The sequence below is a fragment of the Paenibacillus sp. P13VS genome, from assembly GCF_015143645.1.
Classification (GTDB): domain Bacteria; phylum Bacillota; class Bacilli; order Paenibacillales; family Paenibacillaceae; genus Paenibacillus; species Paenibacillus xylanilyticus_A.
In genome coordinates this window covers 87,821-104,845 of the sequence record NZ_WYEV01000001.1, presented here as the reverse complement: position 1 = coordinate 104,845, position 17,025 = coordinate 87,821, and the positions used below count along the sequence as shown (strand labels likewise).

The 17,025-nt window shown below is 46.9% G+C and carries 13 protein-coding genes; 9 read left to right on the top strand and 4 right to left on the bottom strand.

The genetic code is table 11. The annotated features are described in order from the left end of the window. Positions 1-90: 90 nt before the first annotated feature. The gene (locus GUA98_RS00425) at positions 91-1,170 is read right to left on the bottom strand and encodes a bifunctional 3-deoxy-7-phosphoheptulonate synthase/chorismate mutase (RefSeq protein WP_153978245.1); all 1,080 of its coding nucleotides are present in this window, start codon (positions 1,168-1,170) and stop codon (positions 91-93) included. A gap of 558 nt (positions 1,171-1,728) precedes the next feature. On the opposite strand from GUA98_RS00425, the gene GUA98_RS00420 reads away from it, so the two are divergent. From GUA98_RS00420 to GUA98_RS00410, 3 genes are all read left to right on the top strand, one after another. Continuing rightward, positions 1,729-2,718, top strand: a complete 990-nt coding sequence (locus GUA98_RS00420) for a LacI family DNA-binding transcriptional regulator (protein ID WP_153978246.1) — start codon at positions 1,729-1,731, stop codon at positions 2,716-2,718. A gap of 160 nt (positions 2,719-2,878) precedes the next feature. Next, on the top strand, positions 2,879-4,354 hold the full coding sequence (locus GUA98_RS00415) for a glycoside hydrolase family 32 protein (RefSeq protein WP_193721717.1): 1,476 nt from the start codon (positions 2,879-2,881) through the stop codon (positions 4,352-4,354). Between the two features lie 26 nt (positions 4,355-4,380). Then, positions 4,381-6,345 carry a sucrose-specific PTS transporter subunit IIBC gene (locus tag GUA98_RS00410; protein ID WP_193721716.1) on the top strand — a complete coding sequence of 655 codons (1,965 nt, stop codon included), beginning with the start codon at positions 4,381-4,383 and terminating at the stop codon, positions 6,343-6,345. 84 nt (positions 6,346-6,429) lie between these two features. On the opposite strand, the gene GUA98_RS00405 is transcribed toward GUA98_RS00410, so the two are convergent. Then, positions 6,430-6,735 carry a hypothetical protein gene (locus GUA98_RS00405; protein ID WP_193721715.1) on the bottom strand — a complete coding sequence of 102 codons (306 nt, stop codon included), beginning with the start codon at positions 6,733-6,735 and terminating at the stop codon, positions 6,430-6,432. 562 nt (positions 6,736-7,297) lie between these two features. On the opposite strand from GUA98_RS00405, the gene GUA98_RS00400 reads away from it, so the two are divergent. Beyond that, complete coding sequence (locus GUA98_RS00400) at positions 7,298-7,687, top strand: hypothetical protein (RefSeq protein ID WP_193721714.1); 390 nt, start codon at positions 7,298-7,300, stop codon at positions 7,685-7,687. A 71-nt stretch (positions 7,688-7,758) separates the two neighbouring features. Here the strand turns inward: GUA98_RS00400 and GUA98_RS00395 are convergent, their stop codons facing one another. Further along, a complete protein-coding gene (locus GUA98_RS00395; protein ID WP_095358352.1) occupies positions 7,759-8,658 on the bottom strand; it encodes a manganese catalase family protein in 900 nt (299 codons plus the stop codon). Positions 8,659-8,785: 127 nt separating this feature from the next. Further along, on the bottom strand, positions 8,786-10,510 hold the full coding sequence (locus GUA98_RS00390; protein WP_193721713.1) for a cellulase family glycosylhydrolase: 1,725 nt from the start codon (positions 10,508-10,510) through the stop codon (positions 8,786-8,788). 448 nt (positions 10,511-10,958) lie between these two features. On the opposite strand from GUA98_RS00390, the gene GUA98_RS00385 reads away from it, so the two are divergent. The 5 genes from GUA98_RS00385 to GUA98_RS00360 all read left to right on the top strand — a co-directional run bounded on the left by GUA98_RS00385 (position 10,959) and on the right by GUA98_RS00360 (position 17,022). Next, positions 10,959-12,761: a sensor histidine kinase gene (locus GUA98_RS00385; RefSeq protein ID WP_153978252.1), complete on the top strand. Its 1,803-nt coding sequence runs from the start codon at positions 10,959-10,961 to the stop codon at positions 12,759-12,761. 18 nt (positions 12,762-12,779) lie between these two features. Further along, the gene (locus GUA98_RS00380) at positions 12,780-13,541 is read left to right on the top strand and encodes a response regulator (protein WP_153978253.1); all 762 of its coding nucleotides are present in this window, start codon (positions 12,780-12,782) and stop codon (positions 13,539-13,541) included. A gap of 153 nt (positions 13,542-13,694) precedes the next feature. Next, positions 13,695-15,008, top strand: a complete 1,314-nt coding sequence (locus tag GUA98_RS00375) for an ABC transporter substrate-binding protein (RefSeq protein WP_321573818.1) — start codon at positions 13,695-13,697, stop codon at positions 15,006-15,008. Between the two features lie 264 nt (positions 15,009-15,272). After that, a complete protein-coding gene (locus tag GUA98_RS00365) occupies positions 15,273-16,154 on the top strand; it encodes a carbohydrate ABC transporter permease (RefSeq protein ID WP_153978254.1) in 882 nt (293 codons plus the stop codon). Positions 16,155-16,176: 22 nt separating this feature from the next. Beyond that, entirely contained in the window at positions 16,177-17,022 is an 846-nt protein-coding gene (locus tag GUA98_RS00360) for a carbohydrate ABC transporter permease (protein WP_153978255.1), read from the top strand. Positions 17,023-17,025: the final 3 nt, after the last annotated feature.

Sequence of the window (17,025 nt, the reverse complement as noted above, 5' to 3'; positions counted from 1 at the left end):
TGCTCATTCATATTTAATGAATAGGCAGCTCCTTCAGGCTTTTTGCTTTTACTTACTTTGAAAAATTCTATTCATTTTCTTCCGTGATCATTAATCCTTTAATAAACCGGATTGTCTCACAGAGGAGAGAAACTGATGGAATTGTTCGATGTTCAGCTGCTGCGCACTATCAGATAGTGCGACCGCTGGATTCGGATGCACTTCCACCATAACACCGTCGGCACCTGCCGCCAGAGCAGCCTTGGCGCATGGAGCCAGAATATCTTTGCGTCCGGTAGAGTGGGTTACATCCACCAGAACGGGAAGATGGGTTTCCTGTTTTAGAATAGGCACGGCAGAGATATCAAGGGTATTGCGTGTAGCTTTTTCATAAGTGCGAATCCCTCGTTCAATCAGCATGACTTGTTTATTACCACGGGACACGACATATTCCGCAGCATGCACGAATTCATCAATGGTTGCTGCCAACCCTCGTTTAAGTAAGATCGGAATGCGAGCGTCGCCCGCTGCTTTGAGCAACTCAAAGTTTTGCATGTTTCGGGCACCGATCTGGATCACATCGATGTAATCCGCTGCCAGCTCGATATGGGCTGGATGCACAATCTCACTGATCGTTTGGAGACCGAACTCGTCAGCCACTTCCTTCAGAATTTTCAGCCCTTCAATCCCTAATCCCTGAAAATCATATGGGGAGGTACGTGGTTTAAACGCACCGCCGCGCATCACCGAAATCCCGGCTTCTTTCAAGGCCTTGGCAACCTCCCGGACTTGCTCGTAACTCTCGACGGAACAAGGTCCGGCAATCATGATTGGTTTGCCCGCGCCAACCTGAATGTCGCCAATGGAGACGATCGTATCCTCCTGCTGGTTTTTACGGCTAACGAGAAGCTGTTTTTTGTGTTCGTCGACCTGCAAATGCAGGGAAGCCTGAAAGATCTGCTTGAACAGCAGCTTGATGGCATCATCATGGAAAGGCCCAGGATTGGCTGCCGTCAATTCTTCCAGCATTTCTTTCTCACGAACGGGGTCAAACTTGGGAACGCCCTGTTTTTCCTTGATCTGACCGATTTCCTGTGTGATTTGCGCCCGCTCGGATAATAAGTGAAGCAGATCATGATTAATCTCATTCAATCGACTTCGTAATTGTTCCAAGGTGTTGTTCTCGTCCATTTACAACCACTCCTCCGTTACGTTGGATATGAATTCATTTTATTGAAAAACAAAAAAAGCCCTTCATCCGCAAGGGACGAAGAAGCCGTGGTACCACCCTAATTAGAAACGGTTCAGCCTGAATGAAGGCATGCCGAATCTCACTTTGACCTTTTAACGCAAGGAACGGATTGTCCTAGAAGCTGACTCTTGAAGAAGTCGCTTTTCAGCAATCGGCTCGGGAGTGAACTTCGGCGGATGGTTGTCTCGGGTGCTCTCAGTCTTTGGCCCCACGTCCCTGTAATCAACGCCAGATTCCGCTTACTCTTTCCGTCATAGCCTGTATATTGTTTATTGACCTGTAATTGTTTATTGATATGTTAATATTCCATCGTGCACGATATGAATTGAAGTTATACTAGCATGTACACCTTCTGCATGCAATGAATTGAAGTGATGCCGCACATCAATAACGCTGTACTGCAGCACAATGATATTCGCCACAACGACATCAACCAAGTATAATAAGAAGGGTGCATTATCCATTTTCATTTTAAGCTGTACACAAGAGGAGTAACTATGAACAAGACCATTTCTGATATCGCTCAACTGGCCGGCGTGGCCAAAAGCACCGTTTCCCGTTTTCTTAATGGCGGTTCGGTCAGTGAAGATACACGTCAGAAGATTGAGCGCATTATCAAGCAATATAATTACGTACCGAACACCTTTGCACAGAGCCTCAAAGCGAAGAAAACCAGTATTATCGGAACTGTCGTCCCCCGGCTGGACTCATTTGCAACTTCACAGACGCTTATCGGCATAGATGAGGAATTAAGAACCAATCAGTACCAGATGTTGATTGCCAACACAAGCCAGGATATGCACCGTGAGATCGACGCCATTTATGATTTTGCAAGGCAAAAGGTATCCGGCATTATTCTGCTTGCGGCTGAAGTGACTGAAGCACATCTGAAGGCAGTTGAAGAGATTGGCATTCCGGTGTTACTGGTGGGACAACAGCATGAACGTCTGCATAGTCTGGTTCACAACGATGACCAGGCCGGATACGATATGGGCAAATACGTGGTGGAGAAGGGGCATCGCCAGATTGTTTATATTGGAGTAACGGAGAGGGACCAGGCCGTCGGTATACATCGCAGACAGGGATTTCAGCGTGCCATCGCCGAATATGGCGGGGGCGGTTGTGATGTTACGTACTATGAGACAAGCTTCAAAATGTCCGAAGCGATCGTTACAGCAGAGGCCATTCTTCGGGACAATAAGCCGAGCATCATTGTAGGTGCCACGGATAACATCGCCCTTGGTGTAATGAAGACTGCTTTCTCTAACAAGATTCGAATACCTCATGAATTGTCGGTCGCCGGATTTGGCGGATACGATATCACGGAAATGATTCATCCGGCGCTGACAACAGTGAAATTTCATTATTTGCAGGCCGGTAAACTGGCTGCAAGCCATATGATTCGTCAGGTTACAGGTGAGCCGGTAGAGAAGCAAACTATACTTGATGTGGAATTGATTCCCCGAGAAAGCGTTGACAACGTATAAACTTATCCTTTATGATAATTCCATCGAACCGGTTCCATTCGTTTGAGATATTCGAATTGGAATAATGGTTTTGGCTGTATGCCGTGGAATTATTTTTTTAGTTGTGTTGGAACCGGTTCCTATTTGATGAAATATTTTAGGCAAGGTTAGGAGATATGTTATGAAAATGACCAGAGAGCAGCGCTACCGATTCATTGAGCAGGCGGAAGAAGGAGAGCTTGATAAGCTGAAAGCGTTGATTTCCGCTTGCTCGTGGAGACAATCCTATCACATTCAACCTGTTACGGGCTTGCTGAATGATCCTAACGGATTTTCATATTACCAAGGGCACTATCATCTTTTCTATCAGTGGTTTCCCCTGGGAACAGAGCATGGAATGAAATATTGGTATCATGTTCGCTCGACAGATCTGGTGAACTGGGAGCAGGTGGGCATCGGCATCCGTCCGGGTGATCCATTCGATTCGCACGGGGCTTACTCGGGGAGTGCTATTGTTAAGGATGACAAGCTGCACCTGCTCTATACAGGCAACACCAGGGATGAAGCATGGATCAGACATCCGTATCAATGCTTGGCGGTCATGGATGAAAGCGGTTCAGTTGTGAAAGCCGACCAGCCGGTTATATCGTCAGTACCGTCCGGGTACACAGAGCATTTCAGGGACCCGAAGGTTTGGCAGGATGGGGATACCTATTATTGTGTAATCGGAGCACAGCGGACAGACATGACAGGATGCGCGGTGTTGTACCGATCATCCAACCTCACGGCGTGGGAGTTTCTGGGTGAGATCCAGACACAACTCTCCCAATTCGGCTATATGTGGGAGTGTCCGGATTACTTTGAGATGAATGGCAGAGGCGTGCTTCTTTTTTCACCGCAGGGTATCGAAGGTGAAGGGGATTTATACAACAACATTTTTCAGTCAGGTTACCTGATGGGTGAGCCATTGAATCTACAGACGAGAGAGTTTGACCATGATTCTTTTCAGGAATTGGATCGCGGGTTCGATTTCTATGCGCCACAATCGATGGAAGCGCCGGACGGAAGACGCATATTGATTGGATGGATGGGACTTCCGGATGTGGAGTATCCAACTGATGCGAGCGGGTGGGCCCATTGCCTTACGATTCCGCGCCAGTTGTCGCTGAAAGGCAGCAAACTCATTCAGCAGCCTGTTGATGAGATGAAGAAGCTGCGTCAACAATCTGAGGGACACCGTTATCAAACGACACTTGTGAACAGATCTGAAAGTGTTGCTGCATTCAACGGGACTGCCTATGAGCTGGAATGTGAAATCAGTCATTTTGATGCTGAACGATTCGGGATTGAATTTCGAACAGGCGGTGAAGAAAAGACCGTTTTGCAATACGACCGTCTTCAGCAAAAGTTGATACTGGATCGAACCTCATCAGGTGCTCCAATGGGGGGCATGAATGGCACGGTACGCCAGTGCACGCTGAACGGAGATCGGATCAAGTTACAGCTGTTTGTAGATACGTCATCAGTTGAAATCTTTGTTAATGATGGGGAAGAGGTATTCACAAGCCGAATTTTTCCAAGCCCCGAAAGTACGGGAATTCGCTTTTTTGCAAGTGGAGGCAAGGCTGAGTTCAATGCGACCAAATGGGATTACTAGATATCAGGTGAGGGGAATGAAATACCATGTCGGATAACCAACAAATAGCCAAGGAAGTCATTCAAGCCATTGGGGGCAAAGGTAACATCGCATCATTTGCCCACTGCGCGACACGTCTACGCATTATGGTGAATGACAAAGAGAAAATCGATCAGAAGCAGGTCGAGAATATAGACAAGGTCAAGGGTGCTTTTTTCAATTCCGGACAGTATCAGATTATTTTTGGGACAGGTACCGTGAACCGGATCTTTGAAGAAGTCGAGAAGCTCGGAATCGAAGGTACCTCCAAGGAAGACGTGAAGAATCAGGGGAAAAAGGAAGGCAACGCATTTCAACGGGCAATCCGCACGTTCGGAGATGTGTTCGTACCTATTATTCCTGTACTGGTGGCTACAGGGTTGTTCATGGGGCTGCGCGGACTGCTTACCCAGAATGAAATTCTGTCCTTATTCGGTGCAACCCCTGAGGACATTTCGCCCAATTTCCTGTTGTTTACGCAGGTTCTGACGGACACGGCATTCGCATTCCTGCCTGCACTCGTGGCCTGGTCTGCATTCCGTGTATTTGGCGGCAGCCCTGTGCTCGGGATTGTACTCGGACTGATGCTTGTCAATCCGGCTCTGCCGAATGCTTATGCTGTGGCAGATGGATCGGCTCAAGCACTGCACATGTTCGGATTTATACCCGTTGTAGGCTATCAGGGGTCCGTTTTACCTGCATTTTTCGTGGGACTTATTGGAGCGAAGTTCGAAAAATTTCTGAGAAGACGTGTGCCGGAGGCGCTGGACCTGATCCTCACGCCTTTTATCACACTGACGGTGATGATCACATTGGGACTCTTTGCCATCGGTCCCGTCTTTCATTCGCTTGAAGAGTGGGTGCTGCATGGAACGACAGCTGTTCTGGACCTTCCATTCGGTATTGCCGGAATTATTATTGGTTTCTTCAATCAGATTATTGTCGTTACTGGTGTACATCATATCTTCAACTTCTTGGAAATCCAGCTGCTGGAGAAAACCGGTTATAATCCGTTCAACGCCATCGTAACTTCTGCAATGGCTGCACAAGGAGCGGCTTGTTTGGCGGTAGGATTAAAAACAAAGAATACAAAACTCAAGGCACTGGCGCTGCCATCGTCCTTATCCGCTTTTCTCGGGATTAGCGAACCTGCCATTTTTGGGGTAAACCTGCGCTTCATGAAACCGTTCATTATGGGACTGATTGGTGGCGGAGTCGGTGGTTTTCTCGCATCCTTGTTTCATCTGAAGGGTACAGGCATGGCCGTAACGGTGATTCCAGGTACATTGCTGTATCTGAACAGTCAGCTGCCTCTGTACATTCTTGTGAATGTGGTTGCTGTGGGTGTGGCCTTTGCGTTAACCTGGTTCTTCGGTTACAAGGATGAGCCACTTGCTGTAGAGGAGACAACGAAGAGTGGTAATGAGAGTGATGCTTCGGGTGACCAAACCGCAGGTATAGATGATCGTATCAATCAAACAGCGGTACATCGGCCCAAAGTGGAAATGTTGGAAATTGCTTCGCCGATGACCGGTACAGCGGTAGCTTTGGCCAACGTACCTGATCCTGCATTTTCAGAGAAACATATGGGTGAGGGGATTGCCATTGAGCCTACCGAGGGTAAGGTGTTCGCGCCTTTTGATGGCGTCGTAGCCCATGTGATGAACAAGAGCAAACACGCTGTCATTCTGGAGCATGAGACTGGCCTGCAGATGCTTGTTCACGTCGGAATCAATACCGTTGGTCTAAAGGGAGAGGGGTTTACCGCTCATGTCCAAAGCGGAGATGCAGTCACCGCTGGACAATTATTGATTGAGTTTGACATGAACGCCATTCAGGCTGCGGGGCTGCCACTCATCACTCCCGTTCTGATCCCGAACGGAAATGAAATCATAGAAGAAGTGCAGACGGCCAAGATTGGCAGTGTACAGGCGAATGGGGACAACATCCTTGTCGTGAAATTTAAACAATAATGAACAAAGCAGGCAGAGAGAGCTGATGAATTTGACCAGACTCATTGCCTGCTTTTTTGCTATTCATACAACGTAACATGTGTATTAAAACGAATAATAGGTGAGCGCATATTCCATCAAAAAAGAACGCACCTGTTCCTGGCTCATAGGTAAATTCCCGCCATTCTCCAGATTGAAGATCAGATTGTCCAGGCATTTTAGAAGAAAATGAGCACGGACCTCTCCCCACAGACTTTGGTGCTCGGTGATGTAATGGATAGCTTGCTTCGGTTCCAACCCTTTTAACCCTGCGAATACCGAAGCCCATTTGACCAGATCGGCGGGCTCTGAACCTCGCGGTACATCAAATTCTGCAAATCCGTGAATGCCTCCACATGAAATTTTGAACAATCCGCAGTAGCCGCCTGAATGTTCATGAGGGAGTAACGACAGCTTTCGCATATCGTACCGAATGATTTCCATGGAAGTAATCGTTTCATGGTTTATTGTTATTTGATTTATAAGTTCACAGCTCGGAAACACGCCACCAACCTCCATCGAATGAATGCAACTTTAAGTTCTTCAACCTTTGGTTTATGTTACGGCTGAGTGACGATGAAGTAAAATGCTCGGGATCTTTTATTTACCGCATTTAAGTACTTCCGGGTGAACATTTCCGTGATGTAAGCGATTAAATCGGGTTCAGTCTGCTATTTTTGCTGATTACATCCGTTTATTTCATTGGGGCATTTGCTCCACGGTAAACTGAAGCTAGAGGAAGCCAGGAGTAGATTATGGTTAAAAAGAACTTGAGTTTCGCCAGAAATGGTTGATTTACGCAGTAAATCGTTCCCTTACGGCCTTGCAGCCCTGCAAGTACAGGACTATGATTCGCTCATACCGTGCCAGAGGATATTTATTCTTGCTGGCTTGGAGACGAAGGTGAGGGAGTACGATGGTGGAAGACGCTGTAATGTTAGTTTCAACGGGACAGAGCTCAGCAGGATTGGAGTTTGTTCGTTTATTGCTGAAGAGGGGGATGGATGTAATCGTGCTTGTCCACAATGCAGAAGAGGAACAGCAGCTGACTGAATTGATCGGTAAAATCTCTGTGCATCGCCTCTATCCCACTGATTCGGCAGACAAGACGCCCGTTGCTATAGATTGTGCGGTGAAACATGCCTTTGTATTTGAAAGAAATCTGCCAGTGTGCTGTCAGGACATTCAATTATGCCATAGCTGGTGCCCGCAGCGGCTTTATGTAGTTACAAGCAGCCTGAATCCGGTGCAGCTGGTATACCGCGGGTTGGGAGCCTCATATGTCATACACAGCCGAAGCGGTGATATATCGTTTGTTTTATGATGGGACGGTCATGCAAAAATAACAAGCGGTGATCTCGAATAATGAGATGACCGCTTGACATATGTTCAGCACTACAATCCTGCTTGGCGCTTCAGCCGTTCTGCAATCTGTAACAGATCTTCCGCAGAGACGCCAGGGGCGAATTCTTCCGGCAGGTCCGGCAGATCGGGAATAGCACCACTGTGTCCGGGCAGTCCTGCAAATGCCTCCAGTTTTCCGCCATCTGTCGGATGTGTGCCTTTCCAGATCTGGGCGATATTCTGGTAGTCCTTGTCACTAAAGGTGTATAGCCTGCGATGTTCGCCCATGGCTTCCCATTTCCGGGTCGTGTCAAACACCTTATTGTCCAGGCGGGGAATAGGGAACATCTTGGTCACATCAACCCCGGTTGCAATCTGCAGCGCTTTGGCATAGGCAAGAATATGTACGCCACCACGGACGAGCAAATAACCGGTCATCTCTCTCGCAGTTGGATGATCCGTCATCTCGTACACTCTCATCTTGTGAGTACGCGCACCGCATTCGAGGAAAAAATTATGCAGCAGGTCGAAGATCAGATTGCCGCTGTTCACGACATAGGAGCCATTCCAGGGTCTGCCCATGGAATCAAAAGGAAGCGCGGTCTGAGCCGATTCAATGAAATGGGAAGTAATACGAGCATCCTTGCCTGCACGAAGCGGGGTAGTATCAGGGTCTCCCGGAGCAGTAGTGCCAACCAGCATCAGATTAATGGTATTGGCGACAAGCTCCACATGACCGAATTCTTCAGCCGTAATACTTGCCACAATGTCATAAAAGGCACGCAGCTTTTTTTTGCCCCGGAAGTTGAAGGACTGAAACATATAGTTGTTTAACGTGGACATTTCGCCGAACTTTCCACCAAGCAGTTCCTGGACTGCGCTTGCTCCATTGGGGTCCGGGTTATTGGAGATCGGCAGTTCAATTGCAAGGCGGTCTACCCGTTTAAACATGATTTTGCCTCCTCAAGCCAAATTACTGTAAAGGTATGAGGCATGACTTGTACGTTATTCGGACTTTGGTCAAAACAAAAACGTTCTGCCAGAGCCTTGCTCTGAACAGAACGTTCGCATGTGTGAATTAAGACGTTTGACCAACGACACTCGTGCCGTTCTTCGTAATTTTGTAGGTGAGCACCTCGCCACTCCAGAAGTGGAACTTGAGAATAACCTCACCATCATTCGTTTCGTTGAAGAAGTTTGGTTTCAATTCAATGATATTACGGCTATAATCCGGGCTAAAGGTGTAAGAGAACTCCTTGAAGGATGTCCAGTTTTGCGGACCTGCGTTACCTCCGGTGGCATAAGTCGCTTCCATCGTGGCCAGCTGGTTTCCGTTAAATGTGGTTGGAATTGCAAAAGAATCGGTAGTTCCTGTAACATCGCTCAGCACAGGTGTATCATACGTAATGATATTCAGGTGCCAGTCGGCGCCTTTATTGAATTTCGCTGTAAGCTTCGCATTGACACCAAGATTGCCGGAAGCGGTCAGTTTGCTTAACAGACTGGATTTAAGGGTCAGCACGTCATCCTTAATCGTGTAATCCTTGCCTTTAGACAGTTTCTTGTTACCGTTAGCGAGAGACTTGAAGGTGTTTCCATTCAGATTCAATCGGATCGTTTGATCTTGAACGGCCGCTCCTTTTTTGAGATGGACCAGATCGGATTCGGCTGTGGACGAACGACCTTTCCAGCTCGCTTTCATCGTGTTATAGAGATCAGGGTCAGACCAAGTATAGTTTGTACGACTGAAATGCTGCCCGTTATCCCACAGCATGGTGGTCATCTTCTTTTGACGCAGATACTGTCCCACGAATTCGAAGAATTTCAGCTTCTCACCCTGTTCGATGACACCCGTATGCTGATCGAAGCCCAGCAAGCCATATTCACCAACAATAACAGGAATGCCTTTGGCTACAAAAGCGTTGTATACACGATCGAATGTATCGGTGATGTCTTTTTGTACCTCTTCATTAAACTTGGTAAAACCAGCGATGTTCACACTAAATGGCCAGAAGCCATAATAGTGAACTGTAGCAATAATGTTAGGATCATTTAATTTCGTGATCGTCTCATTTAATGCATCCAGATCAGCTTGTGCGGATGAGGTATGCATCGTCGGGAGTACGAGTGGACGTGTCTTGTTGTTTCCGCCAGAAGACCTTACAATTTGATGAAAAGAAGTATTAAGCTCATCGAGCATACGGTACCCGACTGCGGCATCCGTTGTTCCACCTTCTGTGAAACGGGGCTCGTTAATACTTTCGAACATCAGCTTGGAAGGAGCATTTTTGAATTGGTTCGCAATCTGGGTCCATACGGAATTATAGCGTGCCAGCACAGGGTCATGATCCTTCTCCATGTAACTGACCCATCGCCAGGAATCATGGTGAATATTAAGCATGACATAGAGATTGGCATCGAGTGCCCAGTCCACAACTTCCTGTACACGGTTCATATACGCGGGATCAATGGTGTAGTTGGGTGCGTCGCCGATGTGGGCTTCCCAGGTCACAGGAATGCGAATGCTCTTATAACCTTGCTTCGCAATCTGCTTGATCAGTTCCTTGGTAATCCGCGGGTTACCCCAGGCCGTCTCATCTTCGCCCACAGCGTCGAGCGAATTACCCAGATTCCAGCCTGGTTCCATGGCGCTGACGTAGGACTGGATTTTGGTTGGCGCAGCAGGTTTACTAGGTTTACCTTTGTGATCAGGAGCTGCAGAGGCCATGGCAGAAGAGAACAGAGACAGAATCAGTGCGGTGACCAGTGTGAGGGATAGAACATGTTTACGATTTTTCTTCATTAACAGTGTCTCCTTCATTCTTGGAATAGTTGAACTGATGAATTAGGCTTGCTCAGATGGAGAAAAGCTCAGTTATAAAACAGTCCAGACAGGATTTACAAAGGAAGGATCACCTCCAGAATTTGTATTGAAAGCGTTTTCGTAGATGTTAATATAACATAGAATAGAAGAAGCGAATACCCTCATAATTGGAACAGAAATCAGTTGTAAATTAGCGATCCGTTTCACGATAATAGGATGATTAAACTTTTCGTATATGAAAGCATGAGTTTTCGAAGAGAAGTGGGCATTAATGTGTAGATATGTTCTATGCAATGAGAAATATGTTTCTATGACTGGAGTGCAGCCTTCTTTAAAATGAAGATATCGTTAGCAAAATCAGCCACCAGCTGCATGAACAGGGTGATATAATAAGTTCACCAGAGGGCAGCAAAAGGAGTCGGTTCATATGCGGAAGTGGCTGGGATGGATGATCCCCCACAAGCTCAAATACCGTTTGTTTGCAGGGTTCGCGCTTGTCATTCTGCTTCCATTCAGCATTCTCAATCTGTACAATTACGAAAAAATTGAATCGCTCGTGCAGCAGAAGATCAGTGAACAGAGTCACGAACAGCTGGATAACCTCCACCAGTCGCTGGAAGATCAGCTCAGTATCGCTTTCAAAACCTTGATCTTCCTGGAACAGGATTCCGAGGTTCGCCGTATTCTGCAAAACCCTGGCGAGCACAACGTCCTGGATAACAAGGAGCGTATGGAGGACAAATTCAAGGGTTTGAATAACAGCTTTTTTCTCTACAATCCATCCGTTTATTTTACACTGCTCGATGAAGACGGGAATATCTACACCTCATATCAGCCCAAGGTCCCGCTAGATTATGAAACTGTTGCCTCGGATCGTTCCTTTTTGGCCCTTCAGGACAGCGGAACCTCATATGTGTGGACATCGAATGATGAGAATTACGTATCTCGTGATGTGACCAGGAGCCCAACCCTGTTATCCTTGTACGCCAAACTGCGTGACCGGAATAACAATACATACGGACTGGCAAGAATCAGCATTGATTTCTCTTACTGGTTTCAGTCTGTATTGCAGAAGTCCGAGAGTGACCAGCTCTACTTTATCATGACGCGCCAGGGTGAAGTGATTGCTCGTTCCAACTCCGAATCTAAGCTGTCCGGTGAAGTTATTCGGGAGGTTTCCCGAGAGCCGAGTAATGGATACTGGACTGACAAATCCAGTGAGTCACTCATTAACTATAGTTATCTGCCTTCACTGGACTGGTATATGATAAACCGCATTCCCTTACAATTGTTGTTTGGTGAGATTGAAAGCCTCAAGAAGCATTATTTCGCAACGTTTTATGCCATTACGGCTCTTTTTATTGCTATTGCTTTCATGATTGCTTATACATTTACAAGGCCATTGTCCCGTCTACAGGTCAAGATGAAAGAAGCGGTTGGCAAGGATCTCCGCATTCGGCTGCCAGAGGAGAATCACAAGGGAGAGGTGCTGGATCTTACACGGACCTTCAATACGATGATGGTAGACATGAACCGACTGGTTCAACAGCTTCGTGCCGAAGAAAGGCAGAAGGATGCCGTGCATTTTCAGATGCTTCTGGCTCAGATGAATCCACATTTTCTGCTGAATACGCTCAATACACTGAAATGGATTGGACTGCGGAACGGGAATGAAGAAACGGTGGAAATATGCCTATCACTCGGTAAACTGCTGGAAACCAGTCTTAATTCAGATGTGGATCTCATTCTCCTTCGCGATGAAATGGATCTGACGCGAGCTTTTCTGTATATCCAGCAAGTCAGATATGGAAATGTGTTTGACATAGAGTTCAGTTATGACGAAGAGCTGCTGTATGCCCTGGTTCCCAAGCTCAGTCTGCAGCCCTTGATTGACAATGCGATTCGCCACGGGATTGGCAATATGACAGAGGGAGGGCGGATCCAGATCCGGATGTTTAGAAATGCAGCTGTGCCTGATCGGTTGACGCTGGAGGTTGAGGATAACGGGGTAGGGATGGATCATTCGAAGAATAACAGGGAGCAGGGTCGTCAGAGACCGAGTATTGGGCTGCAGAATATCAGGGAGCGACTAAGACTTCTGTTCAAGGACAAAGGTGAGCTCGAGGTGATCTCGTTGGAACAAGGCACATTGTGCCGGATTCATCTGCCTGTTTTGTTGTCCGAACCATATGCGAACCAAAACCTGGACAACAAGAATGACGAGGATTAACGGAATGGAGGGACTACGATGTGGAAAGTATTACTGGTGGAAGATGAGACATTCGTCCGGGAGTCCGTGAAGGAGATCATTCGTTGGGAGGACATGGGGTTCACGCTAGCAGGAGAAGCAAGCAATGGATTGGAAGCGTTACCAATGATTAAGCAGGATCCTCCGGATCTTGTTCTGTGTGACATTGTCATGCCGCAGATGGACGGATTAATGCTACTTCAGGAAACAAGGAAGGCTGGCATCCAATCCAAATTTGTCATGCTGACATGTATGGGTGATTTTGAATCCATGCGGCAGGCGATGGAATACGGAGCTTCCAATTACATTCTGAAGTTGTCGATGAGTGTGAAGGACTTGCGGGAGACCCTTGTTAAGGTGAGCAAGGAATTATCGAATAACGGGGTGCAAGTGCAACCAGAACGCGCCATTCGTCCTGCGTCCACAGCGACCAAGGAGAAAATCACACATCCGGAAGTGAATAAGATCATCCAATACATTGAACAGCATTATGATCAGGATATTACACTGAAGTTCCTCGCACGTTATGTCATGATGGGGGAAAACTATGTGAGTGCCCTGTTTAAAAAGAAGACCGGGGAGACGCTGATTCATTATTTGCATCGAACACGCATTAACAAAGCGATCGAATACCTGACGGATACCGATTGGCCTGTGAACCAGATTGGCCACCAGGTCGGTTTTATGAACGATAATTATTTTATCAAAATCTTCAAACGTATGACGGGTACAACCCCGAGTCAGTATCGTCATCAGAAATAGAACAAAATGACTTGATTGAGGGATGATAACGGTTTCAAATGTGTATTTCTGTTCCATGGCAATCATGATTCTGTTACTTACGACCATTCTCACTCATTTGCTATCCTTAAGTTGCAAACTTCAATCCAGAATTTACGAGGGGGTCGTCTCTTGGTGAGAAAAAAAGGCTTGGTAGCACGAATGGTATCACTTGTCCTTGTTGTGGGCATGATCGCAGGTTGTTCCAATGATTCAGGTTCCAATGCTCAGACCAGTGCGTCTGGCAATTCGGGTGATACAGTCAAATTGAAAATGTGGGGAGGCGTGCCGCCTGAAGCGGGGCCGCAGACAGTCATCGATGTGTGGAACAAGGAGCATCCCGAAACACAGATTGAATATGTGCGTTATGTGAATGATGACGAAGGCAATCTTAAATTGGATACCGCCATCATGACAGGTCAGGATGTGGATTTATTTGTGAACTATACGATTTCCCATACGGCCAAGAGGGTCGCATCCGGTGCTGCGGCTGATCTGAGTTCCTTCACCGACTACAACATCGACGAGAAAATGGGTCCTGATGCGGAGGGCTGGAAAATTGACGGAAAGTATTATGGTGTCCCTACTACGAAGAGCACTTACTTCGTGGCACTTAACAAGGAAGCACTCGATGCGGCCAATCTGCCTGTTCCGAAGGACTGGACCTGGGATGAGATGAGAGAATATGCGAAAAAGCTAAAAAAGGATAGTGGACATGGGTTCATTCAAAACACTGAACCGTTCGTTGATTCGATGGATTCCGTCCTGTCACAGGAAGGGTACACCAAGGCAGACGGAACATCCAACCTGGATCATCCCATGGTGAGAAAGTGGTTGGAAACCCTGAATGCCATGATGGCTGAGGATAAGACAACGCCGCCGCTTGGTGAGCAGCTGACGTCGAAAATGCCTGTGGAGCAGATGTTTCTGAGCGGGGAAGTCCCTATGCTTAACATTGGCGCATGGCTTCTCCGCAGCTCGAACAATTTTACCGATTACCCGCGGGATTTCACCATCGCCTTTGCACCGGTACCACGCTTGTCTGAAGATAAGGAAGGTTATGTTATGCGTGGTGGACTGGGAGATTACATCTCCATTAATGCCAAGTCGAAACATCAGGAGGCAGCCTGGGAATTTCTGAAGTGGTATGCGGATGGTGGCATGGCCCCAATGGCTGAGGGAGGACGATTCCCGGCTTCCAAGGATGCAGATCAGGATAAGGCGCTGGAGAGCATGCTTGGGGATAAAAAAGATACGTATGATCTGGAGTCACTCATGTATGTCATGTTTGATTATCAAACGCCAACCTATGTCCGAACTGTGCCTCAGGAAGTGATGGATTTGCGAGCGCAGGAGTACGAAAAGTATTTTCTGGGCGTACAGGATCTGGATACAACGATCTCCGCAATGGTCTCCAGACATAATGATTATCTCAAGACGGCCAAATAAAAAAAAGCAACATTATTTTTTGCAACAAAAGGGTTGATATATGGAGACTGCCCCAGATTTATGGTGGCAGTCTCTTTGTCTTGACAGCAGATGGATAGGCATTCGCAGCATAGAACAAATTGATGTTTTTGAAGGATTGGACCGCCTGTGGCAAAGCATTATTTGCATCATTCTGTTTTATGAACAAGGTGGATTTGTTACTTATGGGAACATTGCCGGGTTGGTAGACTTGGGTTATCCCTGGAAGAAACGAGGCGAAAAACAATGCATAACAACTGGATGAAAAGACAACGCATGCTGGGATATATTTTTGTCGGTCCAAACATGCTGGGCGTTCTGCTTTTTTTCCTGATCCCGGCCATCTACTCTTTTGGTCTCATGTTCACGGATTACAAATTTATGAACCCGGATATGACGTTTATAGGTTTGGACAATATCAAGCGACTGATGAAAGATCCACTGTTCTTTCTATCCTTGCGTAATACCCTGATATTTTTGCTCGCTGTGCCTGTCTCAATCGTGCTTGGTTTTATAGTAGCCGTTATCCTGAATCAAAAGATCTATCTGAAAAAGCTGCTGCGCGGGTTGTATTTTATGCCTTATATTACGAGCGGAGTGGCCGTGGCATTTGTCTGGATGCTGCTGTTTCAGCCAAATCAGGGCCCGATCAACGGTTTCTTGCGCAGTATTGGCGTAGATAACCCGCCGGGATGGCTTTCCACGACAACCTCTTCCATGTACGCCATCGATATCATCTGGATCTGGTTTATGCTGGGCTACAATATGATCATTTACCTTGCTGCTTTACAGGAAGTGTCATCAGAGCTGCTGGAAGCAGCCAAGATCGATGGAGCCAGACCGCTTCAGATTTTGCGCAGAATCATATGGCCTCTGGTCAGTCCGACCACATTTCTGCTGCTGATTACCGGACTGATCATGGCCATCAAAACGTTCGGAATTATCCAGGCCACGACGCAGGGGGGACCTGGTAATAGTACAACCATCCTGTCTCTGTATGTATACCAGAATGCGTTCCGTTATTACGATATGGGATACGCCGCTACGGTCTCCTGGGCACTGTTCGCCATTATTCTGCTGATTACTGTTCTTCAGTGGGTAGGGCAAAAACGCTGGGTCCATTATTAAATGATGAGGGGAGACCGAAGAAATGGAAATCAAAAAACGCCTATCCATCCTGCAACCAAGCAGTTTGTTCATCACCATAATCATGTTGGCGCTGGCTGTAGTCATGATTATTCCTTTTCTATGGATGATCAGCACCTCGCTGAAGACACCTGCTGAAGTATTTAAGTATCCGATTGAATGGATTCCATCCAATCTGACCTGGGAGCATCATCAAAAGGTATGGTCCGGCGCCAAAAGCTTCGGAACGTATTATTTGAATTCACTCAAGATATCCATCATCGGCATGGTAGGGGCGACATTTCTTTCCGCTTTTGCCGCATACGGATTCGCCCGGATTGATTTCAAAGGTCGAAATACGCTGTTTCTGCTCTATCTGTCGATGATGATGATTCCGCCGCAAGTACTTTTCGTTCCGAAGTTCATCATGTTTGAGTGGGCGGGAATCTATAATACACATCTGGCATTGATTCTGCCTGGTTTGTTCACGATTTTCGGCGTGTTCATGCTGCGTCAATTCTTCCTGTCCATTCCGAATGAAATATCGGAGTCAGCCTTTATTGATGGGGCGGGACACTTCCGCATATTCTTTCGTCTGATTCTTCCGCTTGCCAAGCCGGCGCTTGCGACACTGGCCATTATAGACTTTTCCTGGCAGTGGAACGACTATGAGAATGCACTTGTGTTTCTGATCGACGAGAATCTGTACACGGTACCTCTGGGATTGCAAAATTTCATATTGGAAAATACGGTGGATTATAATGGCATGATGGCTGCTGCTTCAGCGGGGATTATTCCCATGATCATTGTATTTGCTATAGGGCAGCGTTACATCATTCAGGGGTTGACCAACTCTGCCGTGAAAGGGTGATGA